24 protein-coding genes are annotated in these 22,747 nt (G+C 65.9%); 12 read left to right on the forward strand and 12 right to left on the reverse strand.

Annotated elements, in window-relative coordinates; genetic code table 11:
- Positions 1-82: 82 nt before the first annotated feature.
- Positions 83-1,963: a PhoX family protein gene (locus ACUCV3_RS16920; protein ID WP_125989177.1), complete on the forward strand. Its 1,881-nt coding sequence runs from the start codon at positions 83-85 to the stop codon at positions 1,961-1,963.
- Between the two features lie 135 nt (positions 1,964-2,098).
- On the opposite strand, the gene rpmG is transcribed toward ACUCV3_RS16920, so the two are convergent.
- Positions 2,099-2,266 (reverse strand): 50S ribosomal protein L33, encoded by a 168-nt coding sequence (gene rpmG / locus ACUCV3_RS16925; protein WP_004208953.1) that lies wholly within the window; start codon positions 2,264-2,266, stop codon positions 2,099-2,101.
- 201 nt (positions 2,267-2,467) lie between these two features.
- Between rpmG and ACUCV3_RS16930 the strand changes: the two genes are divergently transcribed.
- The 3 genes from ACUCV3_RS16930 (at position 2,468) to ACUCV3_RS16940 (ending at position 3,983) form a co-directional block, all read left to right on the forward strand.
- Positions 2,468-2,791, forward strand: a complete 324-nt coding sequence (locus ACUCV3_RS16930) for a hypothetical protein (RefSeq protein ID WP_004208952.1) — start codon at positions 2,468-2,470, stop codon at positions 2,789-2,791.
- A gap of 11 nt (positions 2,792-2,802) precedes the next feature.
- Entirely contained in the window at positions 2,803-3,369 is a 567-nt protein-coding gene (locus ACUCV3_RS16935) for a TMEM165/GDT1 family protein (RefSeq protein ID WP_004208951.1), read from the forward strand.
- 122 nt (positions 3,370-3,491) lie between these two features.
- On the forward strand, positions 3,492-3,983 hold the full coding sequence (locus tag ACUCV3_RS16940; protein ID WP_048938547.1) for a Dps family protein: 492 nt from the start codon (positions 3,492-3,494) through the stop codon (positions 3,981-3,983).
- A gap of 66 nt (positions 3,984-4,049) precedes the next feature.
- Here the strand turns inward: ACUCV3_RS16940 and ACUCV3_RS16945 are convergent, their stop codons facing one another.
- The 6 genes from ACUCV3_RS16945 to ACUCV3_RS16970 form a co-directional block, all read right to left on the reverse strand.
- A complete protein-coding gene (locus tag ACUCV3_RS16945) occupies positions 4,050-4,520 on the reverse strand; it encodes a GreA/GreB family elongation factor (protein WP_048938548.1) in 471 nt (156 codons plus the stop codon).
- 52 nt (positions 4,521-4,572) lie between these two features.
- Positions 4,573-6,399, reverse strand: coding sequence for a cobaltochelatase subunit CobT (gene cobT, locus ACUCV3_RS16950; RefSeq protein ID WP_279728062.1), 1,827 nt, complete (start codon positions 6,397-6,399; stop codon positions 4,573-4,575).
- Entirely contained in the window at positions 6,396-6,818 is a 423-nt protein-coding gene (locus tag ACUCV3_RS16955; protein ID WP_097384775.1) for an OsmC family protein, read from the reverse strand. Before ACUCV3_RS16955 ends, cobT begins: the two co-directional genes overlap by 4 nt.
- A 37-nt stretch (positions 6,819-6,855) precedes the next feature.
- A complete protein-coding gene (cobS, locus tag ACUCV3_RS16960) occupies positions 6,856-7,863 on the reverse strand; it encodes a cobaltochelatase subunit CobS (RefSeq protein WP_004208944.1) in 1,008 nt (335 codons plus the stop codon).
- A gap of 86 nt (positions 7,864-7,949) precedes the next feature.
- Positions 7,950-9,242: an Hsp70 family protein gene (locus ACUCV3_RS16965; RefSeq protein ID WP_279728061.1), complete on the reverse strand. Its 1,293-nt coding sequence runs from the start codon at positions 9,240-9,242 to the stop codon at positions 7,950-7,952.
- A gap of 177 nt (positions 9,243-9,419) precedes the next feature.
- Entirely contained in the window at positions 9,420-10,037 is a 618-nt protein-coding gene (locus tag ACUCV3_RS16970; protein ID WP_279728060.1) for a J domain-containing protein, read from the reverse strand.
- A gap of 45 nt (positions 10,038-10,082) precedes the next feature.
- Between ACUCV3_RS16970 and ACUCV3_RS16975 the strand changes: the two genes are divergently transcribed.
- A complete protein-coding gene (locus tag ACUCV3_RS16975) occupies positions 10,083-10,370 on the forward strand; it encodes a BolA family protein (protein WP_004208941.1) in 288 nt (95 codons plus the stop codon).
- Between the two features lie 22 nt (positions 10,371-10,392).
- The gene (locus ACUCV3_RS16980; protein ID WP_279728059.1) at positions 10,393-11,298 is read left to right on the forward strand and encodes a pirin family protein; all 906 of its coding nucleotides are present in this window, start codon (positions 10,393-10,395) and stop codon (positions 11,296-11,298) included.
- Positions 11,299-11,307: 9 nt separating this feature from the next.
- Here the strand turns inward: ACUCV3_RS16980 and ACUCV3_RS16985 are convergent, their stop codons facing one another.
- Complete coding sequence (locus tag ACUCV3_RS16985; RefSeq protein WP_279728058.1) at positions 11,308-12,165, reverse strand: MJ0042-type zinc finger domain-containing protein; 858 nt, start codon at positions 12,163-12,165, stop codon at positions 11,308-11,310.
- Positions 12,166-12,344: 179 nt separating this feature from the next.
- On the opposite strand from ACUCV3_RS16985, the gene ftsE reads away from it, so the two are divergent.
- The 4 genes from ftsE to ACUCV3_RS17005 are packed head-to-tail and all read left to right on the forward strand — an operon-like array spanning position 12,345 to position 15,180.
- Positions 12,345-13,055 carry a cell division ATP-binding protein FtsE gene (gene ftsE / locus ACUCV3_RS16990; RefSeq protein ID WP_010338642.1) on the forward strand — a complete coding sequence of 237 codons (711 nt, stop codon included), beginning with the start codon at positions 12,345-12,347 and terminating at the stop codon, positions 13,053-13,055.
- Complete coding sequence (locus tag ACUCV3_RS16995) at positions 13,055-13,957, forward strand: cell division protein FtsX (RefSeq protein WP_279728057.1); 903 nt, start codon at positions 13,055-13,057, stop codon at positions 13,955-13,957. The genes ftsE and ACUCV3_RS16995 overlap by 1 nt, the downstream gene beginning before the upstream one ends.
- Positions 13,954-14,484 carry a YdcF family protein gene (locus ACUCV3_RS17000; RefSeq protein WP_010338644.1) on the forward strand — a complete coding sequence of 177 codons (531 nt, stop codon included), beginning with the start codon at positions 13,954-13,956 and terminating at the stop codon, positions 14,482-14,484. The genes ACUCV3_RS16995 and ACUCV3_RS17000 overlap by 4 nt, the downstream gene beginning before the upstream one ends.
- 3 nt (positions 14,485-14,487) lie before the next feature.
- Entirely contained in the window at positions 14,488-15,180 is a 693-nt protein-coding gene (locus ACUCV3_RS17005; protein ID WP_037509970.1) for a lysophospholipid acyltransferase family protein, read from the forward strand.
- 94 nt (positions 15,181-15,274) lie between these two features.
- Here ACUCV3_RS17005 and ACUCV3_RS17010 read toward each other — a convergent pair whose 3' ends face one another.
- The 4 genes from ACUCV3_RS17010 to ACUCV3_RS17025 all read right to left on the reverse strand — a co-directional run bounded on the left by ACUCV3_RS17010 (position 15,275) and on the right by ACUCV3_RS17025 (position 18,861).
- Complete coding sequence (locus ACUCV3_RS17010; protein ID WP_048938557.1) at positions 15,275-16,180, reverse strand: prephenate/arogenate dehydrogenase family protein; 906 nt, start codon at positions 16,178-16,180, stop codon at positions 15,275-15,277.
- A 4-nt stretch (positions 16,181-16,184) separates the two neighbouring features.
- Positions 16,185-17,294 (reverse strand): histidinol-phosphate transaminase, encoded by a 1,110-nt coding sequence (gene hisC / locus ACUCV3_RS17015; RefSeq protein WP_279728056.1) that lies wholly within the window; start codon positions 17,292-17,294, stop codon positions 16,185-16,187.
- Between the two features lie 46 nt (positions 17,295-17,340).
- The gene (locus ACUCV3_RS17020) at positions 17,341-18,132 is read right to left on the reverse strand and encodes an acid phosphatase (protein WP_048938559.1); all 792 of its coding nucleotides are present in this window, start codon (positions 18,130-18,132) and stop codon (positions 17,341-17,343) included.
- 102 nt (positions 18,133-18,234) lie between these two features.
- Positions 18,235-18,861 carry a TetR/AcrR family transcriptional regulator gene (locus ACUCV3_RS17025; protein WP_125988648.1) on the reverse strand — a complete coding sequence of 209 codons (627 nt, stop codon included), beginning with the start codon at positions 18,859-18,861 and terminating at the stop codon, positions 18,235-18,237.
- 174 nt (positions 18,862-19,035) lie between these two features.
- On the opposite strand from ACUCV3_RS17025, the gene ACUCV3_RS17030 reads away from it, so the two are divergent.
- A complete protein-coding gene (locus ACUCV3_RS17030) occupies positions 19,036-21,393 on the forward strand; it encodes a TonB-dependent receptor (RefSeq protein ID WP_279728055.1) in 2,358 nt (785 codons plus the stop codon).
- 94 nt (positions 21,394-21,487) lie between these two features.
- Positions 21,488-22,738, forward strand: a complete 1,251-nt coding sequence (locus ACUCV3_RS17035; protein ID WP_279728054.1) for a spinster family MFS transporter — start codon at positions 21,488-21,490, stop codon at positions 22,736-22,738.
- Positions 22,739-22,747: the final 9 nt, after the last annotated feature.

Below are 22,747 nucleotides of genomic sequence, written 5' to 3' on the forward strand. Positions count from 1 at the left end.
CGCGTCATCCTCCTCTGTCACGTCATGCGCGCCAAGGGCGCGGCGGTCATGCCGGCGCTCGCATGCACAGGGGTATTTTATCATGTCTCATCTGACCGACGAGGCGCGCGCGGCCACGCGTGCGGCCCAGCCGACCATCGATATGGGCGACCAGAGCCTGGAGGCGATCGTCGCCGCCAATCCGGCCCGCCGCACCATCCTCAAGAACGGCCTGCTCGGCCTCTCCATCCTGCCCATGCTCGGCGCGCTGGCCGCATGCGATGACGATGATGAAGAGACCCCGACGCCCACGCCCACGCCGACTCCGACCCCCACGCCGACCCCGACGCCCAGCTATGGCATCAGCTTCACGCCGGTCGCCGCCAGCATGGCCGACACCGTGACCGTGCCGTCGGGCTACACCGTCGACGTCCTGCTCAAGGCGGGCGACTCGGTCGAAACCGGCACCCCCTATTCGGGCAGCTATCCGACCCCCGCCGACGCCGAAAAATGGGCCGGCGGCAATCATGACGGCATGGAATATTTCGAACTGTCGGGCACCGACGCCAATAGCGGCGGCCTGCTGGCGATGAACTTCGAATATCCCGACTTCAACATCCTGATGGCCGGCAGCTATGACGCGGCCACCGCGACGGCGGATCAGAAGGCGCTCGCCCTGTCGGCGGTCGGCATCGGCGTGGTCGAGGTCGCCAAGGCGTCGGACGGCAAATGGTCGGTCAAGGCCGGCTCGAAATATAACAAGCGCTACACCGGCAACAGCAGCTACAAGGCCAGCGGCCCCGCGTCGGGCCTGCTGTCGGGCACCATCAAGGGCATGCTCAACAATTGCTCGTCGGGCCGGACCCCCTGGGGCACCTATCTCACCTGTGAGGAATCGACCGACAATTATCTCGATCCGACGCAGCCGGAGGAAAATTATGGCTGGGTGGTCGAAATCGACCCCTATCTGGAACTGGCCGTGCCGACCAAGCGCACCGCGCTGGGCCGTTTCGACCATGAAAATGTCGCCTATATGGCCGACAGCAACAACCGCGTGGCCTTCTATATGGGCCATGACGGCACGCCGGGCTGCATCTACAAGTTCGTCTGCGATCGCGCCTATTCGACCGGCAATCGCGCCGCCAACACCGACATGCTCGACCATGGCACCCTCTATGTCGCCCGCTTCAACGGCGACGGTACGGGCGAATGGCGTGCGCTGGTCCAGGGTGAAAATGGCCTGGTCGTCGGCGCGTCCGATCCGGGCAATGTCAGCCAGTTCACCACGGCGCCTGCCCCGACCACGGTCGATTTCGCCAACCAGGCGCAGGTGCTGGTCAACACCATCTCGGCTGCCCGTGTTGCCGGCGGTACCGTCATGGATCGCCCCGAATGGATCACGGTTGCGCCCGACAACAGCGCGATCTTCGTGACGCTGACCAACAACAGCAGCCGCAAGTCGACCGACGCCGCCAATCCGCGCACGACCAACCGCCACGGCCATATCATCAAGTTCAAGGAGGACGGCAATTCGCCGCTGTCCACCAAGTTCAGCTGGGAAATCTTCCTGCTGGCGGGTGATCCCTCGCTGGCCAGCTTCGGCGCCGCCACTGACGATCTGGAAGGCAATATCAACGGCGACACCTTCTCCAGCCCGGATGGCATCCGCATCGATCCCAAGGGCCGCCTGTGGGTCCAGACCGACCATTCGGTGCCGGGTTCGTCGGGTGATTCCAGCCGCACGATCGAACAGGTCTTCGGCCAGAATGCGATGTTCTACATCGACCAGTCGACCAAGAAGTCGATGCGCTTCCTGGTCGGTCCGGCCGGGTGCGAGATCACCGGTATCGCCTACACGCCGGATCTGGTGAACTTCTTCATCAACATCCAGCATCCGACCGGCAACTGGCCGGTTTCGGGCCAGCAGCCGCGCTCCTCGACCATCGTCGTACGCCGCACCGACGCCAAGCCGGTCGGCAACTGACGATATCGGGCTCCCGATCTTCGGATCGGGGGCCTATCCGGCTCGAATGCCAACAGGAAAAGGCCCGCTCCCAACAGGGACGGGCCTTTTTCGGTGCCGAAAGATCAGGCGCGCGGGCGCGAAGCCCGCTACGGCTTACTTGATCTTGGCTTCCTTGAACTCGACATGCTTGCGCACGACCGGGTCATACTTGCTGAAGCTCAGCTTTTCGGTCGTGGTGCGCGGGTTCTTCTTGGTGACGTAGAAGAAGCCAGTGTCAGCCGTGCTGACGAGGCGGATCTTGACAGTTGCCGGCTTGGCCATGGCTTGGTCCCTGGTCTTGAAATAGCGTAAAAAGAAAAGCGGCCCTGTCGGACCGCCCCGTTTCAGCGGTGCCCCTTGGGGCAGATTCGCCCCGATGTCAAGGCTCGCGTGCCCAATGGAGGCTGCGCAACAGGCTTTACGGCCCTTTAACCCTATGCGCGCATGCTGTCAGGCGGGGCACGGATGAAGGGAGATGGCTCCATGCGACATGATCCGAAACTGGCGATTCTGGCGGACCTGCTGCGGCGGGTCGACGGACTCGCCGCCCAGCGCGGCCATGTGTCGGTGCCGCGCCTGCATGACGAGGTCGACCAGATCCGCCATATCGCGCGCGCCTTCCGCGTCGATAGCGTCGGCGACCTGGCCGCCACGCTCCAGTCGGTCCTCTCGCTAGACGGGCTCGATTCGGTGGTCCTCTCCTATCTCGACCGGATGCGGGACGCGATCGCCGACGAATTGCCGCCGCTCGACAATATTTTGCCGCCGGCCGCCGCGCCCGCTACGGTGCACCGCCTGCACGCCTGACGGGATTTGGAATGGACGCCTTGTTGATCGCCCTGCTGGGCTGCCTGTTCGGGGAAATCGGGGACAAGGGGCAGTTGCTCGTGCTGGCGCTCGCCCATCGCTATCAACGCGACGGGGCGATCATCGCCGGCGTCGCCGTTGCCGCCATCGCCAATGCAGCGCTTTCCGCGGCAGCGGGCGCCTGGATCGGGCCGATGCTGGGCCATGACGCACGGCTGTTGTTCATGGCGCTGTCGCTGCTGTTCCTGGGCGTCGGCCTGCTCTGGCCAGTGAAGATGCCTGACACGCTCGACGACTGGCGCATCGGGCCGTTCCTCACCACTGCGCTCGGCGTCTTCATCCTCGGCTTTGGCGACGGCCCGCAATTCCTGATTCTGGGCATCGCCACCCGCACGGCCGACCCGGCGCTGGCCGCGATCGGCGGCGCGATCGGCGTGATCGCCGCCAGCGTGCCAGTGATCCTGATGCGCGACCGGTTCCTCTCCGTGCTGCCGGTGCGCGCGATTCGGCTGGTCGGCGGCGGCATCGCCATATTGGCGGGTGCGGGCATGGCGATGAGCGCGATCGGCCGGCTCTGATCGATTCCCTTCATCAGCCTGACCGATAAATTGCCCAAAGATTTCCGACTTGCGGGGGCACCTTATTGACGGACAATCATTATATGTCCGAAATCAATTCCGCCCCAACAGGAGGACAATGCATGACCGCCCCCGATCTCAAGACGCCCACCGACCTCAAGAGCAACGCCACCAAGTCGGTCGCAGAGGCCCTGAACGGCGCCCTGGCCGACAGCTTTGCCCTCTATCTCAAGACCAAGAATTTCCACTGGCACGTCTCCGGCCCGCATTTCCGCGACTATCATCTGATGTTCGACGAGCAGGCGACCGAGATTCTGGACGTGACCGATCTGATCGCCGAGCGCGTGCGCAAGACCGGCAACACCACGCTGCGCTCGATCGGCGACGTCGCCCGTCATCAGACCGTCAAGGACAATGACGCCGATTTCGTCAGCCCGGCCGACATGCTCAAGGAACTGCGCGACGACAATCTGGCGCTGGTCGAAACCTTCCGCGCGGTGAAGGCCGCCGCTACCGAGGCAGGCGACAATGCGACCGAAGGCATTGTCGACGACTGGACCGACCAGGCCGAACAGCGCGCCTGGTTCCTGTTCGAGGCCGCCCGAGGCGCCTGAATCTGAAAAGGGCCTCCCGGCAAGTCGCCGGGAGGCCCTTTTCATGATCGCAATCGGTGAGGGGGCTTACGCCTCGTCCACCACCCCGATCGCCACGATCTCGATCGCGCCGTCCTTGCCGGCAAAATCGACCGCCTCGCCGATTTCGGCGTCCATCATCGCGCGAGCCAGCGGTGCGGAAAAGCTGATCCGCCCCTCATGTGGATCGGCCTCGTCATCGCCCACGATCGCCACGGTCTTCTCCTGCCGGTTCAGCCGATAGGTTACCCGCGTCCCGAACGCGACCGTCTCGCCATCAGGGGCCGGGCGCAGTTCCGCCGTCGCCAGCCGCGTGCGCCAATAGCGCAGCACTCGCTTGTGCTTCTTGGCGGCTTCCTCGTCCATCGCAGCGGTGTCGATCGCTTCCAGCGCCGCCACCTGTTCCTGCGTCAGCCGCAATCCGCGCGCCGTGACCCAGTTCGGCCCCAGCGGGATCGGCAGCTCGAACTTGGGCTCCATATGCTCATCGTCGCTCTCGCGACGAAAGGCGACACTCATCTTGCCTCTCCAGAATTCCAATAATGCGGGACGACGGGACCGAACTGGCCGGTCAATCCTCGTCGAACAGCCCTGCAAGCTGTTCAACCATCGTGCCGCCCAATTGTTCGGCGTCCATGATGGTCACGGCGCGGCGATAATAGCGGGTGACATCATGGCCGATGCCGATCGCCACCAGTTGCACCGGCGACCGGTTCTCGATCCAGTCGATCACCTGGCGCAGATGCCGCTCCAGATAGGTGCCGCTATTGACCGACAGGGTGCTGTCGTCGACCGGCGCACCGTCGGAAATCACCATCAGGATGCGCCGCTCCTCGGGCCGCGCGATCAGGCGCGCATGCGCCCATAGCAGCGCCTCGCCGTCGATATTCTCCTTCAGCAGCCCTTCGCGCATCATCAGGCCCAGATTCCTGCGCGCCCGGCGCCAGGGTTCGTCGGCCTTCTTGTATATGATGTGGCGCAGGTCGTTGAGCCGCCCCGGCATCGGCGGACGCCCCGCCGCCAGCCAGTCCTCGCGGCTCTGTCCGCCCTTCCAGGCGCGCGTGGTGAAGCCGAGGATTTCGGTCTTCACGCCGCAGCGTTCCAGCGTGCGGGCCATGATGTCGGCGCTGATCGCGGCGATGCTGATCGGCCGGCCGCGCATCGATCCTGAATTGTCGATCAACAGGGTGACGACGGTATCGCGAAACTCGGTGTCGCGCTCGATCTTGTAGGTCAGCGACCGGGTCGGATCGATCACGATCCGCGCCAGCCGCGCCGCGTCCAGAATCCCTTCTTCCTGGTCGAAATCCCACGAGCGAAGCTGCTGCGCCATCAACCGGCGTTGCAACCGGTTGGCGAGCTTGGTCACCGCGCCCTGCAAGGACACAAGCTGCTGATCCAGAAAACCGCGCAGACGGTTCAGCTCATCCTCGTCGCACAGGTCGTCGGCGGTGACGACCTCGTCATGCTTTAGGGTATAGGATTTATAGTCGAAACCGGGGGGCAGGTCGGATGTCGGCCGATTGGGCCGCACCGGCATCATGCCTTCCTCGCCCATATCGTCGGCGCCGTCTTCCGCGTCGGCGTCGAGCTCCTCGCTATAGTCGGTGTCGCCCTCTTCGGTCTCGCCGCCCTGATCCTCGGATCGGGCCTCGGCGTTCATGTCGCTGTCGCCCGATTCCTCCTGGCCGGAATCGCCTTCTTCCTGCTCTTCCTCCTTGTCCTCGCCCTCATCCTCGGGCTCGGGGTCGTCGGTTTCGGGCGGCACGTCGGCATCGACCAGTTGCAGATGCTCCAGCATCGCCTGGGTCAGCTTCTGGAAGGCGCGCTGATCATCGATCGCCAGGCCCAGCGCGTCGAGATCGCTGCCCGCCTTGTCCTCGATCCACTGGTCGACCAGCTTCATCGCCGGCTGCAATTCCTCGGGCACCGCCTGGCCGGTCAGCCGTTCGCGCACCTTGAGCGCCAGCGCGGTCGACAGCGGCACCTCGTCCGCCGCCCGCGCCCGGCGGATCGGATCGGACTTCAGGCGCATCGCCAGCGCCTCGTTCAGGTTCGCGCGCACGCCGTCCAGCGCCCGCGATCCGATCGCCTCGACCCGCGCCTGCTCGACCGCGTCGAACACCGCGCGCGCCACCGCTTCGCCCGGCGCCATCGCATTGTGCAGCCTGGCATTATGGTGGCGCAGCTTCAGCGCATTGGCGTCGGCAAAGCCGCGCGCCAGTGCCACCTGATCGGCGGGCAAAGCGCGGCTGGGCGTCGGCACCTTGATCGCCTTGCCCACCATGTGCGGCGTGTCGGCGGTGAAGCTCACCTCCACCTCCATGTCGCGCGTCATCGCCCGCGCGGTACCGGCCAGCACATCCTTGAAGGCGTCGAGGGGGGAACGTTCGGTCACCGGCCCTCCGGATCGCGCACGCGCGGCACGGCGACGGTCTCGATCTGCGTCTCGACCTCGCTCATCAGCTTGTGGACCGGGCATTTGGCCGCGACCGCGATCAGCTTGTCATGCTGCTCGTCGCTCATCGGGCCGGTCACGGCGATGCGGGTGGTCAGCTTGTAGACCCCGGCCCGCTCCTGGCTCGCATCGCGCACCACGCCGACATGGATATTCTCGACCGGAATGCCGTTGCGCTGCGCATACCAGAGCATGGTCATCGCCTTGCAGGCGCCCAGTGCCGAATCATACAGGTCATGCGGGTCCGGCCCGGCGTCATGGCCGTCGGGCGCCGACATGTCGGCGACGATCTCATGGCCCCGGATGCTGATCCGGTGCGCACTGCCGCCATTGGGGTCGATCCGTTCGACGACGATCATGGGTTCCGCCCTTTCGTTCAAGGGGCCGTGCGAAGGTTCAGTTCGCCCGGCTCGCCACGCTCTCGGGCAGGTCCTTGCCAAAGACGCGCTGATAATATTCCGCCACCAGCGGCCGTTCCGCCTCATCGCACTTGTTGAGGAAGGAGAGGCGGAAGGCGAAGCCGACATCCTTGAAGATCAGCGCATTTTGCGCCCAGCTGATCACGGTGCGGGGCGACATCACGGTCGAGATATCGCCGTTGATGAAGCCCTGGCGGGTCAGTTCCGCCACCTTGATCATGCTCTCGACCTCCTTGCGGCCGCCCTCATGGTCGTACTCGCCCGACTTCGCCAGCACCACCTGCGCCTCGGTCGCGGCGGGCAGGTAATTCAATGCCACCACCAGATTCCAGCGGTCCATCTGGCCCTGGTTGATCTGCTGCGTGCCATGATAGAGGCCGGTCGTGTCGCCCAGGCCGACCGTGTTGGCGGTCGCGAACAGGCGGAAATGCGGGTTCGGCCGGATCACGCGATTCTGGTCGAGCAGTGTCATCTTGCCGTCGGTTTCCAGCACGCGCTGGATCACGAACATCACGTCCGGGCGGCCGGCATCATATTCGTCGAACACCAAGGCGACCGGGCGCTGCAGCGACCAGGGCAGCAGGCCTTCCTTGAATTCGGTGACCTGCTGGCCGTCCTTCAGCACGATCGCGTCGCGCCCGACCAGGTCGATGCGGCTGATATGCGCGTCCAGATTGATGCGGATGCACGGCCATTTCAGGCGCGCGGCGATCTGCTCGATATGGCTCGACTTGCCGGTGCCATGATAGCCCTGCACCATGACGCGACGGTTGAAGGCGAAACCGGCCAGGATCGCCAGCGTGGTGTCCGGGTCGAACACATAGGCGGGGTCAAGGTCGGGCACGCGCTCGTCGGCCTGGGAAAAGGCCGGGACCTTCATGTCGATGTCGATGCCGAACATCTCGCGCACATCGACTTCGCGGTCGGGCGCCTCCATCAGCGTCTCGGAACGGGCATCGGGCTGGATGTTGGAAATGTCGGTCATGTCGTCATCATCTTCCTGCGAGTCACTCTCGCCCTAAACGATCGGGCAAGGGTGTGTCGAGACAGTGGGGGCTCGGCGGCCGGCGATCAAGCGGCCCATTCGGTCAGATTGGCCTCCTGTCCGACCAGTGCCAGCCCATGGGCGATCGATGTCAGCTCGCCGCCGGTGGCGATCCGGTCATGGCCGAAGCGGCGGAAGAAGATGTCGCGGATCGCCGGGATCAGCGACGATCCGCCGGTCAGGAACACCCGGTCGATGCTTTCCGGGGCGACATTGGCCTTGGCCAGCGCCTTGTCGACGGTCGCCTCGATCGCGGCGATGTCGGCCGCGATCCAGCGCTCGAAATCGGCGCGCGCAACCTCGGTCTCGATTCTGATGCCGCCACCTTCGAAGCGGAAGGTGGCGCTGTCCGCGTCCGACAGGGCCCGCTTCAGCGCACCGACCGCGTCATAGAGCGGATAGCCCAGCTCCTTCTCGATCACCGTGATCATCCGGCCGATCGCGGCGGGATCGCGCGCCGCCTTCTGCAATTTGGCCAGCTCGTCCATCGTCCGCCGGTTGCGCATCAGCGCCAGGCGCGACCAGTCGGCGAAATCGGCGAAATAGTTGCGCGGTATCTCCAGCTCCTTGCCGAAGGAGGTGTAGGCGCCGCCCTTGCCCAGCATCGGCAGCACCAACTGGTCCATGATGCGATAATCGAACCGGTCGCCGGCGAGGCCGATACCCGCCGATCCCAGCGGCACGCAGCGCCGCGCCGCGCCCGGCGCCTCCACCCGTACCAGCGAAAAGTCGCTGGTGCCGCCGCCGAAATCCGCGACCAGGATGGTCGCCGCGCTGTCGAGCCGGCTGGCATAGCTGAACGCGGCGCCCAGCGGCTCATAGACATAATGGATCTCGCTGCCGAAGCTGGCGAACATCGCGTCATAGCGTTGCCGTGCCAGCGCCTCGTCAGGCCGCGCGCCGGCATATTCGACCGGCCGGCCGACAACGATCCGCTCGGGGCGCTTGTCCAGCGTGCCGCCAGCATGGCCGATCATCTTCCCCAGGAACATCTGCCCCAGTTCCTCGAAGCGATAGCGTTTCTCGAAGATGCTGGCGCTTTCGAAGATCGGGCTGGCCGCCACCGACTTGAAGGACTGCAGGAACCGGCTGTCCTCGGGAAATTCCAGATATTCGCTGATCGCCCAGGGGCCGGCCTCATGCGCCATGCCGCCCTTCACATGGCTGTCATGCCAGAAGCACAGGGCAGACCGGAACACCGCGCCGGTCGCCTGCGCGCCGGCAAATTCGACCAGCTCCGATTGGCCGGCATCGGCGATGGCGGCGACGCTGTTGGTCGTGCCGAAATCAAGGCCCAGCGCGCGGGGCTGATCCTGCATGGGGTCTCTCCGGGAAAATCGAGGGCCGGGCGCTATGGCAGCGTCATTCCCACCCGGCAAGGCCATCCTGTCCTACATCGGGGGCTGATGCTAGACCGGATAAGGCTGGGCAGGCGCGCGCAGCAAGATTTCCAACTCTTGTAACTTGATGTCAAAATAAGCGGGAAATATGCGAAGTTAAGCGAACACCGGTGCCTTGCGCAGATGGCCATAGGCCTCGATCACATTCTGCAACTGCCCCTCCTTGGTGCGGTCGCCGCCATTATGGTCGGGATGATAGCGGCGCAGCAATTCGGTATAGCGGGTGCGCAGCGCCTTGCGGTCGGCATCGATCGGCAGGCCCATCACCGACAGCGCCTTGCGGTCCTCGGCTGACAGGAACTGGCCGTCCTGCCGCACCTGCGCATCAGCCCGCGCCTTGGCGACGCGCTCCTTGAACTTGGCGCCGATCGCGTCGAGCGGGTCCTGGAAGTCCGACCATTTGGGCGGCGGGCTGGCGGCATTGCTGGAAAAGGCGCGGGTCTCCCGCTCCCAGCCGGCATAGGGGCGCTGGGCCGCGGCAATTTCCTCCGGGCTCATGCCGGTGAAGAAATTATAGCCCTGGTTGAAGGCGCGGACATGGTCCAGGCACAGCCAGCGCCATTGCGGCCCTTCATGATGCGACCGGTGGCCTTCCTGCAATGGCGCGCGAAATTCGCCCGGTTCCGGGCAACCGGGCACGGCGCAGGGGCGGTCGCTTTCCACGCGGCCATGGAAACGGTTGAAACGACGGGTCGAGAAGGGATCGCTGCTCAAGATTGTCCTGATGGAATGGCTGGCAAAGCAGCCTATATAGGGCGCATGACCACCGACCTCAAAGGCCCTGTCGCCACCGAAATCGAGGCGCGGCTGCGCGCCGCCCTGACGCCTGCCCATCTCGCCGTCATCGACGACAGCGAAAAGCATCGCGGCCATGCCGGCCATGACGGCTCAGGCGAAAGCCATTTCACCGTGGAGATCGTCGCCGAACGGTTCGTCGGCCAGAGCCGCGTCGCGCGCCAGCGCCTGGTCAATGCCGCGCTCGCCGACCTGCTGCGCGACAAGGTCCATGCCCTCGCGATCAAGGCCCGCGCACCCGGAGAAGCCTGACCCCAACGACAGGAGCCGTCCCATGTCGAGCGACAATGTGCTGCTGCAGACGATCACGCCAACGACCCATGATCTGGGCGATTTCAAGGTGCATCGCGCGCTCCCGGCGAAGGAGCGGACCATGGTCGGCCCCTTCATCTTCTTCGACCAGGCAGGGCCGGCGCTGTTGCCGACGGGGGAGGGGGTGGACGTCCGCCCCCATCCGCATATCAACCTCGCCACCGTCACCTACATGCTGGAGGGGACGTTCCTCCACCGCGACTCGCTCGGCACGCAGCAGTTGATCGGCCCCGGCGCGGTCAATCTGATGACCGCGGGCAAGGGCATCGTCCATTCGGAACGCACCCCGCCCGCCGATCGCGGCCATGGCAAGAAATTGCTGGCGATCCAGACCTGGCTCGCCTTGCCGGAGCGTGACGAGGAATGCGATCCCGCCTTCGAGCATGTCGAGGGCGGCGGCCTGCCGGTGCTGGAGGATCATGCCTCCTGGGCGCGGGTCATCATGGGCACCCTCTGGGGCGAGACGGCACAGGTTTCGACCTATGCCGACACCATCTATGCCGATATCCAGCTGCGTCCCGGCGGCTCGATCCCGATCGATGCGATTGCGGAGGAACGGGCCCTCTATCTCTGGCAGGGATTGGCCACGCTCGACGGCGTCGAACTGCTGCCCCAGACCCTCTATGTGCTGCGTCCCGGCGTGCCGGCGACGCTGCACAGCGATCATGGTGCCAATCTGGTTCTGTGCGGCGGCGAGGCATTCACGACCCCGCGCCATGTCTGGTGGAATTTCGTCTCCTCGACCAAGGACCGGCTGATGCAGGCGCGCGAGGATTGGGAAGCGATGCGTTTCTCGCTGATACCGGGCGACGATCAGGAATTTATCCCGATCCCGCAGGGCCGGCCCAAGACCGTCAGCTACCCCTGACGATCAGGCTTATTCGACGAAGGTCAGCGAGAGATTCTCGGCATTCTTGGGAATGTCGATCCGGCTTTCGTTGATCGACGCTTCCTCGCCGGGCTTCAGCCGGGCCTTGTCCGCCTTGGTGGTCCAGCTGAACACCAGCCGGTTCTGCCGGTCGCGCAGCTGCACCAGCACCGGCGGCACCGGCAGCGCCTGCTTGCCGCTGTTCACGATCCGCGCGCCAAAGGCGAAATATTCCTCGCCGGTCGGCAGCTTGCGCCGCTCGGCAGGCTTGGAAAGATAGAAGAGCAGGTCCGGATCGCCCTCTTCGGCGACCAGCCCCATATTCACCGCCCAGGCCGGCGGCCCGAAATAATGGAGCGCAGCGCCGGCGGCCGCGACCAGCAGGAAGAAGAGGACGGCGGCCCAGGTCAGCAGCTTGGCGCCATTGCGCCGACGCTTGGCCGGCAGCGACGGCGGCGGTGGCACCTCTTCGGCCGGCTGCGCTACGCCGGCATAAATGTCGTCGAACCGGTAATCGGGCGCGATCGCCGGCGTCGGCTCGGCCGCAGGTTCGACGGGTGGCGGGGCAGCGGCCTCCGGCTGCGCGGGTGCGACCGGTTCCGGCTCGGGCGCCGGCGTGAATCGCATCGGCGCTTCGGCGGGCGCGGCTTCCACGGGGGGAGGCGGCGGTGGTGGCGGAGGAGCGGGTGGCGGCGCAACAGGCGCGGGAGCGACCGGTTCCGGCGCCTCTTCACGCGGCGCGGGGGCGGGGCCTTCCTGGAACCAGCTATGCTTGCAGGCGGCGCACCGCACCTGGCGTCCGTCCGGGCCGACGGCGGTGTCGGGCACGATGTAGCGCGTCGCGCAATTGGGGCACACCAGGATCATTCTGCTTCATAGGCATGGCAGGGACTCTAGGGCAAGAGTCTGAAACACAGACCCGCTCATGGCGCGACTCGCGGCATTGCGCGGGATAGTTTGTCGGCCTACCCTTTACGCGTCCCCGCCGCCTGTGCCATGGCAGGGCTTCGGGGAAGCAGGGAGCGCATCGGCGCCACACGTCACTTATGTCGGCCATCGTCCAGTTCGAAAATGTCGGCCTGCGCTATGGTCTGGACAGCGAGACCCTGTCCGACGTCAGCTTCTCGCTCAACAGCGGCGATTTTTATTTCCTCACCGGCAGCTCGGGCGCGGGCAAGACATCCCTGCTGAAGCTCCTTTATCTCGCCCAGCGACCCAGTCGCGGCGTGATCCGCCTGTTCGGCGAGGATGTGGTGACGCTCCCCCGCAAGCGCCTGCCCGGCTTTCGCCGCCGCATCGGCGTCGTGTTCCAGGATTTCCGGCTGGTCCCGCATCTGTCCGCCTATGACAATATCGCCCTGCCGCTGCGGGTCGCGGGCATGGAGGAAAGCGAGATCGACGCGCCGGTCAGCGAAATGCTGAACTGGGTGGGGCTGGGCGATCGCGGCCAGGCGCGCCCCGCGACCCTGTCGGGCGGGGAGCAGCAGCGTGTCGCCATCGCCCGTGCGGTGATCGGCCGGCCGGAGATTCTGGTCGCTGACGAACCGACCGGTAACGTCGATGCGGACATGGCCCGCCGCCTCATGACCCTGTTCGAAGCGCTCAACCGCCTCGGCACCACCATCGTCGTCGCCACCCATGACCTGCCGCTGATGGCGCAGGTGGCGAGCGCGCAGATGATGCGGCTGGACAAGGGCCGGCTGGCCGATCCGACCGGCGCGCTGCGCTATCCGCCCCGTCCGCAGGGTGGCGTCTGATGGCCGGGGGCAATCGTCGCAGCGCCGCGGCCGCGCGCCATCGCCTGCTGCCCGCCGGCCGGGTGGCGGGGCCGATGCCCTGGATCATCGCGATCATGATGTTCCTGACCGTGCTGGCCGCCGCGGCGGGCCTGGGCCTTGGCACTGCCGTCCGCGCGATGAGCGCCGATCTTGCCGGCCGCGCCACGGTTCAGGTGGTGGAGGCCGATGCGCAGCAGCGCGACCATCTCTCCGCCCGCGTGCAACAGGCGCTGCGCGGCAATCGCGATGTGCGCCAGGTCGCACCGGTCCCGGCCGCTACGCTGGCGCAGCAACTGCGTCCCTGGCTCGGCGCCGATGTGACCAGCGGCGACCTGCCGATCCCGGCGCTGATCGACATCAGCCTGACGCCGGGCGATGCGACGGCCAAGGTCGACCGGTTGCGCCGGTCGCTCGCTACCCTGTCGCCCAGCCTGCGGGTCGAACCCCATGCCGCCTTCCTTGCCCCGCTGGCCGGCCTGCTCACCGCGCTGGGCTGGCTGTCGGGCGGGCTGGTGCTGCTGATGGGGCTCGCCACCGGCGCCGTCGTCGTGCTGGCGGCGCGCGGCGCGCATGACAGCCATCGCACCACGATCGAGGTGCTGCACCTGATGGGCGCGACCGATGTACAGATCGCCCGCCTGTTCCAGCGTCGGATCGCGCTCGACGCCACCATGGGCGGCGCATTGGGCTTTTCCTTCGCCGTGCTGGTGATCCTGCTGATCGGCGCACGCCTGTCGGCCACCGGATCGCAGCTGATGGGCGCGGTCGCCTTGCCCTGGACCAGCTGGGCGCTGCTCGCGGCGCTGCCGATTGCCGGCATTCTCCTGTCGACGCTCACCGGCCGCTGGACCGTGCTGCGCGCACTCGGGCGCTCGCTATGATCGTCCGCCTGATCGCCGTTACGCTGCTCGGCTGGATGCTGGGCTTCGCCTGGTTCGCGATGTTCCTGCCCCAGCCGCTCGACGGGCGACAGACCGACGCGATCGTCGTGCTGACCGGCGGCGCCGGTCGGATCGACCGGGGGCTGGCCCTGCTGGAGGAAGGCGCGGCCAAGCGCATGCTGATTTCGGGCGTCGACCGCTCGGTCCGTCCGGTCGAACTGGCGGCCGAATACAAGACGCGGCTGTCGCTCTTCACCTGCTGCATCACCCTGGGGCGCGAGGCGATCGACACCCGCTCCAACGCGATCGAGACGGCCCGCTGGCTGGAACGGCGCGATTATAAGAGCGTCCGCCTCATCACCACCGACTGGCATATGCGGCGTTCCGCGCTCGAACTGCGTCAGGCGCTTCCGGGCCGCATCAACCTTGTCTATGACGCGGTGCCCAGCCGTCCCAGCCTCACCATATTGGTGCGGGAATATAATAAATATCTCGCGCGCCGCGTGGCCGCGCTCTTTGGTATCTGATCCATGACCCTGTTCATTGCCCTTCGCTCGCTCGTCTTCATGCTGGCCTTCTATGTCGGCACGGCCTTCTTCGTGCTGGCGGCCGTCATCGGCGGGATGTTCAAGCCCGCGCATGTCCAGTCGGCGGCGACCGGCTGGAGCCGCTTTCATCGCCTCTGCGTGCGCTGGATATTGGGGCAGCGGATCGTGGTCGATGGCGACCTGCCGATCGGTCCCTATCTCTACATCATCAAGCATGAATCGATGTTCGAGACGATCGACCTGCTCTGCCTGTTCGACCGGCCGGTGATCGGTGCGAAACGGGAACTGCTCGATATTCCCTTCTGGGGCGGCATCGCCCGGCGCTACGGCCTGATCCCGATCGAGCGGACCGCCGGCGCCAGCGCGCTGCGAACCTTGCGTGCCTCCGCCAAGGACGCCGTGGCGCAGGGGCGGGCGGTCTGCCTGTTCCCCGAAGGCACGCGCGTTCCCCATGGCGAAGCGCCGCCGCTCAAGTCGGGCTTTGCCGGCCTCTACAGCCTGCTCGGCCTGCCGGTGGTGCCGATCGCGATCGACAGCGGCGTCGTCTCACCGCGCGGCAAGTTCCTCAAGCGCCCCGGCACGATCACCTACAAGGTGGGTGAGATCGTCCCCACCGGCCTCGACCGCAAGGAGGCCGAGATCCGCGTCCACGCCGCGATCAACGCGCTCAATTGAACAGATTCGCAAAGCGCCCTTGGCGCTTTGCCAAGCCCGCGCGGCGCCTGAGCGTTTCAAGCTGCTGATGCTTAAGCATCATGGCAGCTTGCTATCAATGCGACCGGCCGAAGTCGGGCTTGGCGTCGTCCTGGCCCTGTTCGATGATCGACCGGCGGATCGCGCGGGTGCGCGTGAACAGGTTGAACAGCGTGTCGCCGTCATTCCAGCGGATCGCCCGCTGTAGGGTCGACAGATCCTCCGAGAAACGCTGCAGCATTTCCAGCACTGCGTCCTTGTTCGCCAGGAACACGTCGCGCCACATAGTCGGGTCCGATGCGGCGATACGGGTGAAGTCGCGGAAGCCGCCGGCCGAATATTTGATCACCTCGCTCTGGGTGACATTCTCCAGGTCGCTGGCCGTGCCGACGATCGTATAGGCGATCAGGTGCGGCAAATGACTGGTCACCGCCAGCACCAGGTCATGATGCGCCGGGTCCATCGTCTCGACATCGGCACCGACCCGGCGCCACAGTTCCGACACCCGCTCGACCGCCGCCGGATTGGCATCGGCGGGCGGGGTGACGATCGACCAGCGGCCCTTGAACAGGGTGGCAAAGCCCGCTTCCGGCCCGCTATTTTCGGTGCCGGCCACCGGATGCGCCGGAATGATGATGCGGCCGGGCAAAGCGGCGTTGAGCTGCGCCAGCACGTCCGCCTTGCACGAACCCACGTCGCTGATGATCGCATCGGCCGGCAACTCGTCGGCAATCTCCGCCGCTGCCGCGCCCATGGCGCGCACCGGCACGCACAATATCACCAGTTCGGCGTCGGTCACCGAAGCGCTGGCCGTATCGGTGATGTCGTCGCACAGGTCGATGCGGCGGGCGGTTTCGCGCACCGCCGGATCGGCATCATGGCCGGTGACACGGACGGTCGGCATATATTCGCGGATCGCCCGCGCCAGCGAGGATCCGATCAGGCCAAGGCCGATGATGGTGACACGGGAAAAGGGCAGCATAGCGTCAGGCCGCCTCCGCCATGGCGCGCAGCTTGGCGGCGACGGCGCGGGTCTGTCCCTCGGTGCCGATGGTGATGCGCAGGCCATTGGGCAGGCCCTGGCCGGGCAGCCAGCGGGTGGCATAGCCCTCGTCCCACAGCCCTTTCATCGCCGCCTCGGCGGTCAGCTTGCCGTCGAACAGGATCAGCAGGAAATTGGTGCGGCTCGGCACCGCGCGCAGGCCATGGTTGGAGAGGGACGCGATCTCGCCGGCCAGCCATTCGCGCCATTGCGCATTATGGGCGCGGCTCGCCTCGACCCATTCATTATCCTGGATCGCGGCGACCGCAGCGGCCTGGCCGGCGGTGGTCACGTTGAACGGCGCGCGGATGCGGTGGAGGATGTCGATCACATCCTGGCTGGCATAGCCCCAGCCGATCCGCTCAGCGGCCAGACCATAGATTTTCGAGAAGGTGCGGGTGACGAACACGTTGCTGGCGGTCTTCGCCAGTTCCAGCCCCGCATCATCCTCGTCCGCGTCCAGATATTCGGCATAGGCCTGGTCCAGCACGAAGAGAATGTCGGGGCGCAGCCCGGCGTGCAGCCGCGCAATCTCCTCCCGGCTGGTCATGGTGCCGGTCGGGTTGTTGGGGTTGGCGAGGAAGACGACCTTGGTCTTCTCCGTCACGCAGGCCAGCAGCGCGTCGACATCGGTGGCATAATCGGCGTCGGGCGCCTCGATCGGCGTCGCGCCGACGCGGCGGGCGGCGATGTCATAGACCGAAAAGCCGTAGCGCACATAAAGCACCTCGTCGCCCGGCCCGGCATAGGCGCTGGCGGCGATATGCAGCAGTTCGTCCGACCCGGTGCCATAGATGATGCGGGCGGGATCAAGGCCATGGACCGCGCCGATCGCCTCGCGCAGCCTGGCCGCGCCGGGATCGGGATAGGTGGCCAGGTCCGCCGTCGCCGCCACCAGCGCCGCGCGGGCAGCCGCGCCGGTGCCGAGCGGGTTCTCGTTGGCGGACAGCTTGATCAGCGGCCGGCCGTCATCGGCGGCGGACTTGCCCGGCACATAGGCATGAATGCCGAGAATCCAGTCCTTGGGGGCGGGTTTTGCTGCAGCGTCGCTCATGGAGCGCGGCTTTAGCGGCTTCCGCGCCAAAGGCAAAGCGGCTGGATCAGCGCGGCGCCGCCAATTCCTGCCGCGCCAGTTCGCGCTGGGCACGGAACACCGGATCGGACTGCAACCGCGCATAGGTGGCCGATGCCACGACCCGGCCGGCCAGCGTGTCGCTCAGCCAATGGGCGCGACAGATGACCCGGCTCTCGCCAAATTCATAACCGCGCTTGAGCAGGGCATCCTGCTTGTCGGGCATGACGTCGGTCAGGACCAGCGCCAGCATCCAGCCGATCGCGGTATGGCCCGATGGATAGGAGCCGTCCTTGCGCAGCATCGGCTCGTCCTGTGGGCGGCAGGTATTGCCGTCATGCTCCACGAACGGGCGCACCCGCTGATAATGGCCCTTGGCGCGCGAGGTGGAGAAGGCGGCGTCGGCCGCCGCGCGGCGCAGCAACATGGTCAGGTGCGGGTGGGTGCCGTCCGACAGCGACAGGCCGGCGATCGGCTCGAACGACTGGACCATGTGCGGCCAGCCCAGGTCCGCGTCCGACGCGGCCAGCGCCTGGCGATCGGCCGGCGCGGCGAGCGCGGCGCGATAGGCTTCCTCATCGGCGGCCTTGGCGGCGGTGCCGGGGGCGGGCGGGGGCGGCAGCAGGGTCAGGCTGTTGGGCAGGGCGGCGGGGTCGAGATAGCCGCGCGGGAAGGGGATGGCCTTGGTCAGCTGCCCGACCGCCTCGATCGTGGTCGGCGGCACCGGGGCGCTGGCTGACGGCGGCGTGGCGGTGGTCGCACAGCCGCTGACCAGCAGGATCGATGCCAGAAGGAATGTCTGTTTTTGGAGTGTGCGCATCGCCTGTCCGCCTTTTGCTTTGGGGCCTGACGCCCGGCCCTATCAGCAGGGGCAGGGCACGACCATCGGTGCTTGTCCCGATAAGCGGCAGCGGTGCAACCCTCAAGCGCGCTTGCCGATCCCCTTCTCGATCAACGCGTTGGCGATGTCGGCAATCTCCTGCGCGGGGCGGCTGTCGTCCCACACGCCATAGCGCAACCCCAGGAAAACATTCATCCCCATGATCGCCCAGGCATGGACCTCTTCCACGTCCGCGCGCACGTCGCCCTGCTGCGCGGCCTTCTTCAGGCGCGCGGCCATGCGGGTGGCGGTATTCTCATAATGGGCGCGATAGGCGGCCTGGTCGACGAACTCGGCCTCGTCGATGATGCGGTAGATTTCCTTGTGGGCGCGGGCGAACTCCAGGAAGCTTAAGAGGCCGATCCGCTCCGCCTCGATCCCGTTACGGGCATCGGCGATGCGCGGCGAGACATAGTCGCGCACCTGGCCCGACATGTCGTTGACCAGCGCGCGGAAAATGTCGTCCTTGCTGTCGAAATAGGTGTAGAAACTGCCCAGCGCACAGCCCGCCCGGCGGGTGATGCCGCTGATCGACCCGTCGTGGAAACCCTTCTCGCCAAACTCCTCTGCCGCCGCCGACAGCAGCGCGCGAAGCGTCCGTTCGCCCCGCGCGGTGCGTGGCGCCTTGTCATCGCGTCTCTCATCCCGTGGGGAAGCCGGATCGGTCATGCTCTCTCCCTCCGCCTACCAATACGTGCCTTTTCAATCATTTGAGGACGTCTGGTGGCCTTGTTCGTCGTCCCTCATATTTGAAGTTGAAAGCTGGTTCAACTTTCATTATTCAAAGGGCAAGCAGATTGGCTACCCGGATGACCGGGGGCCGCTTCAGGAGAGGAAACGCCGATGAAGGCCCATCACAGCATTCGTGCCCTTGCCCTCGCATCCGCCGCCTGGACCGGCGCGATGGCATTCCCCGCCTTCGCGCAGGACGCGTCGGCGCCCGCCGCAGACACCGAAGAAGCCGGCATCATCGTCACCGCCCGCCGGCGTGAGGAAACGCTGGTGTCGGTACCGATCGCGGTCAGCGCCTTCTCTGGCGCCGATCTGGAACGGGGCGGGGCGATCGACATCAGCGACCTCGCCAATGTCACCCCCAACACCACGCTGGAGGCGTCGCGCGGCACCAATTCGACGCTGACCGCCTTCATCCGCGGTGTCGGCCAGCAGGATCCGGTTTCCGGCTTCGAACAGGGCGTCGGCATCTATCTCGACGATGTCTATCTCAACCGGCCGCAGGGCGCGCTGCTCGACATCTATGACGTCGAACGGATCGAGGTGCTGCGCGGGCCGCAGGGCACGCTCTATGGCCGCAACACGATCGGCGGCGCGGTCAAATATGTCACGAAGATGCTGCCGCAGGACTTCTCGCTCAAGCTCAAGGGCAGCTATGGCAGCTATGATCAGGCCGATGGCATCATCAGCGTGTCGGCGCCGATCGGCGACCTGATGCGCGTCGGTGGCGCCTTCGCCCGCCTGTCGCGCGGCGGCTTCGGCAAGAATCTCACCACCGGGCAGGATAATTATAACAAGGATATCTGGGCCGGCCGCGCCACCTTCGAAATGGGCGGCTATGGCGCGCCGGTGCTGATGCGCATCACCGGCGACTATACCAAGGATAACAGCAACCCGCGTGGCGGCCACCGCCTGATTCCGGGCCAGGCATCGGGCGCGCCGGTGCTGGACGATGTGTTCGACACCCGTGGCGGGCTGGTCGATCCCAAGCAATATGTGAAGTCCTACGGTCTGTCGATGAACCTGACGGCCGAACTCAATGATGCGGTGACGCTGCGCTCGATCAGCGCCTGGCGCAAGGATGACAGCGCCTCGCCAATCGACTTCGACGCGCTCCCCGCCGTCGATGTCGACGTGCCGGCCTATTACAAGAATGAGCAGCTCAGCCAGGAATTCCAGCTTCTCTATGACAAGGGCCGGCTGCACGGCATGGTCGGCTTCTATTATCTTGATGCCAGCGCCGACACCCAGTTCGATACCCGCATCTTCACCACCGTGGCCGGGCTGACCGCCTTCACCCAGGCCAATGTCGACACCGAAACCTATGCCGTGTTCGGCGACATGAGCTTCGACCTGACCGATCAGCTCAGCCTGTCGGCCGGTGGTCGCTATACCTGGGACACGCGCCGGGCCAATATCCTGCGGCAAAGCTATCTGGGCGGCGGCTCGCCGGTGTTCGACGGGGCGGGCATTCCCTTTGGTGCGCCCAGCACCAATTTCCGTGGCGAACGCGAGTTCAAGAAATTCACGCCGCGCTTCTCGGTCAGCTACAAGCCGACCGCCGATCACAATATCTACGCCAGCTATTCCAAGGGCTTCAAGGGCGGCGGCTTCGACCCGCGCGGGGTCGGCACCAACGCGCCCGACCTCAATGGCGATGGCATCCGTCAGGACAGCGAAATTGCCTCCTTCCTCAGCTTCGCGCCCGAACAGGTCGACAGCTATGAAGTCGGCTACAAGGGCAATCTGATGGACGGCGCCCTCTATGTCGCGGTCGCCGGCTTCTATGCCGATTACAAGGATGTGCAGATCCCCGGCTCGGTCGCCTGCACCGTCAATGTCGGCGGCGTGCCCACCCCCTCCTTCTGCGGTGTCGTGTCCAACGCCGGCAAGGCGCGCTTCAAGGGGCTGGAGTTCGAAAGCAATGCCCGCCTTGGCCGCGATATCTTCAGCGGCGGCGACCGCCTGAACCTGCAGACCGCGATCGGCTTCATCGACGCCGATTATCGCGAATATATCGCCAATATCGCCAGCGTGCCGACCGATGTCGCCGACTATCGCCGGGTCCAGAACACGCCGAAATGGACCGCCAGCGGCACGCTCAGCTACAATGTCCCGGTGGGCGATGGCAGCCTCTATTTCGGCAGCACCGTCTCCTGGCGCTCCAAGACCTATCAGTTCGAAATCCCCAACCCCTATATCGACCAGAAGGGCTATGCGCTCTGGGATGCGAGCCTGGTCTATACCGCGCCCAGCGATCGCTGGAGCATCGGCGTCCATGGCAAAAACCTGCTCGACAAGGAATATAAGACCTCGGGCTATACCTTCGTCGCGGCCAATCCGGTGACCGGTGCAATCATCAACAATGCGGCCGGCTATCCCACCCCCTCGCTCGGCAAGGAAGGCACGCTGACCGCCTTCTACGGCAATCCGCGCCAGGTGTTCGTGACCGGTTCGGTCAAGTTCTAAGCTGCGCTTCCCATCCGTTCGGTTCGAGCTTGTCGAGAACCCCTGCGCAACGGTGCTCGACAAGCTCGAACTGAACGGAGATGGGTAGCCGTCTATGACCGACCGAACCTCTTCCCCCGCCTATCGTGGCGTCGTGCTGGCGATGCTGCTGCTGGTCTATACCTTCAACTTCCTCGACCGGCAGATCCTGGGCATCCTCGCCGGGCCGATCAAGGCGGAGCTGGGGCTGACCGATACCCAGCTTGGCGCGCTGGGCGGCATCGCCTTCGCGCTTCTCTACTCGACGCTGGCGATCCCGCTGGCGCTGCTGGCCGACCGGACCAGTCGCACCTGGGTCATCACCGTCAGTCTGGCGGTGTGGAGCGGCTTCACCGCACTCTGCGGCATGGCCGGCAATTTCATGCAGATGTTCCTGTTCCGCATCGGCGTCGGCGTGGGGGAGGCGGGCGGCGTCGCCCCCTCCTATGCGGTCATCTCCGACTATTTCCCGCAGCATCAGCGCGCCCGCGCCCTCTCCATCTATTCGCTCGGCATTCCGCTGGGTTCGGCCGGCGGCGTGCTGCTGGGCGGCTATATCGCCCAGACCGTCGAATGGCGCACGGCCTTCATCGCGGTCGGCATCATGGGCATCCTCATCGCGCCGCTCTTCCGCCTGGTGGTGCGCGAACCGGCCCGCCCGGTGCAGTCTGGCACGCCCGTGCCGGTCAGCGCGGTGTTCGGCATTCTCGCGGCCAAACGCAGCTTCTGGTTCCTGGCATTGGGCGCAGCGTGCAGCTCGATGTGCGGCTATGGCGTCGCCTTCTGGTTGCCCAGCCTGCTGATGCGCAGCTTCGGCCTTGACCTGCTGGGCGCGGGCCAGTTTCTGGGCGGGCTGCTGCTGCTGGGCGGGGTCGCGGGCGTGCTGCTCGGCGGTTTCCTGGGCGACGCCATGGGCAATAGGGACAAGGCCTGGTTCGCCTGGGTGCCCGCGATCAGCTATGTGATCGGCATGCCCTTGTTCGTGGTCGGCGTGCTGTCATCCAGCGTATCCTTCGCCTTCGCCCTGTTCCTCATCCCGCAGGCTTTGGTCTATGTCTGGCTCGGCCCGGTGCTGACCGCCGTGCAGCATCTGGTGCCGCCGCATATGCGGGCCAGCGCCTCGGCGACCTTCCTGCTGATCAACAATCTCGTCGGGCTTGGTCTTGGCAGCTGGAGCGTCGGCGCCCTGTCCGATGCGCTGACCCCGACCTATGGCCAGGAAGCGCTGCGCTACGCCATCGTCGCGGCGCTCGGCTTCTACCTGCTCGCCGGCCTGTTCATGGCGCTCGCCGGCAAGGCGCTGCGCAAGGATTGGGTGACGGCCTGACCCGCGAGG

The organism is Sphingobium sp. VMM (assembly GCF_056790315.1).

What these genes read in the sequence shown, in the direction of transcription:
- ACUCV3_RS17035 (WP_279728054.1), top strand. Translation starts at nt 21,488, where the DNA reads ATGACCGACCGAACCTCTTCCCCCGCCTATCGTGGCGTCGTGCTGGCG.
- ACUCV3_RS17010 (WP_048938557.1), bottom strand. Translation starts at nt 16,180, where the DNA reads ATGCTGCCCTTTTCCCGTGTCACCATCATCGGCCTTGGCCTGATCGGA.
- hisC (WP_279728056.1), bottom strand. Translation starts at nt 17,294, where the DNA reads ATGAGCGACGCTGCAGCAAAACCCGCCCCCAAGGACTGGATTCTCGGC.
- ACUCV3_RS17030 (WP_279728055.1), top strand. Translation starts at nt 19,036, where the DNA reads ATGAAGGCCCATCACAGCATTCGTGCCCTTGCCCTCGCATCCGCCGCC.
- rpmG (WP_004208953.1), bottom strand. Translation starts at nt 2,266, where the DNA reads ATGGCCAAGCCGGCAACTGTCAAGATCCGCCTCGTCAGCACGGCTGAC.
- ACUCV3_RS16985 (WP_279728058.1), bottom strand. Translation starts at nt 12,165, where the DNA reads ATGATCCTGGTGTGCCCCAATTGCGCGACGCGCTACATCGTGCCCGAC.
- ACUCV3_RS16930 (WP_004208952.1), top strand. Translation starts at nt 2,468, where the DNA reads ATGCGACATGATCCGAAACTGGCGATTCTGGCGGACCTGCTGCGGCGG.
- ACUCV3_RS17020 (WP_048938559.1), bottom strand. Translation starts at nt 18,132, where the DNA reads ATGCGCACACTCCAAAAACAGACATTCCTTCTGGCATCGATCCTGCTG.
- ACUCV3_RS16935 (WP_004208951.1), top strand. Translation starts at nt 2,803, where the DNA reads ATGGACGCCTTGTTGATCGCCCTGCTGGGCTGCCTGTTCGGGGAAATC.
- ACUCV3_RS17025 (WP_125988648.1), bottom strand. Translation starts at nt 18,861, where the DNA reads ATGACCGATCCGGCTTCCCCACGGGATGAGAGACGCGATGACAAGGCG.
- ftsE (WP_010338642.1), top strand. Translation starts at nt 12,345, where the DNA reads ATGTCGGCCATCGTCCAGTTCGAAAATGTCGGCCTGCGCTATGGTCTG.
- ACUCV3_RS17000 (WP_010338644.1), top strand. Translation starts at nt 13,954, where the DNA reads ATGATCGTCCGCCTGATCGCCGTTACGCTGCTCGGCTGGATGCTGGGC.
- ACUCV3_RS16980 (WP_279728059.1), top strand. Translation starts at nt 10,393, where the DNA reads ATGTCGAGCGACAATGTGCTGCTGCAGACGATCACGCCAACGACCCAT.
- ACUCV3_RS16940 (WP_048938547.1), top strand. Translation starts at nt 3,492, where the DNA reads ATGACCGCCCCCGATCTCAAGACGCCCACCGACCTCAAGAGCAACGCC.
- ACUCV3_RS16995 (WP_279728057.1), top strand. Translation starts at nt 13,055, where the DNA reads ATGGCCGGGGGCAATCGTCGCAGCGCCGCGGCCGCGCGCCATCGCCTG.
- ACUCV3_RS16965 (WP_279728061.1), bottom strand. Translation starts at nt 9,242, where the DNA reads ATGCAGGATCAGCCCCGCGCGCTGGGCCTTGATTTCGGCACGACCAAC.
- ACUCV3_RS16975 (WP_004208941.1), top strand. Translation starts at nt 10,083, where the DNA reads ATGACCACCGACCTCAAAGGCCCTGTCGCCACCGAAATCGAGGCGCGG.
- ACUCV3_RS16920 (WP_125989177.1), top strand. Translation starts at nt 83, where the DNA reads ATGTCTCATCTGACCGACGAGGCGCGCGCGGCCACGCGTGCGGCCCAG.
- ACUCV3_RS16955 (WP_097384775.1), bottom strand. Translation starts at nt 6,818, where the DNA reads ATGATCGTCGTCGAACGGATCGACCCCAATGGCGGCAGTGCGCACCGG.
- ACUCV3_RS17005 (WP_037509970.1), top strand. Translation starts at nt 14,488, where the DNA reads ATGACCCTGTTCATTGCCCTTCGCTCGCTCGTCTTCATGCTGGCCTTC.
- ACUCV3_RS16945 (WP_048938548.1), bottom strand. Translation starts at nt 4,520, where the DNA reads ATGAGTGTCGCCTTTCGTCGCGAGAGCGACGATGAGCATATGGAGCCC.
- cobS (WP_004208944.1), bottom strand. Translation starts at nt 7,863, where the DNA reads ATGACCGACATTTCCAACATCCAGCCCGATGCCCGTTCCGAGACGCTG.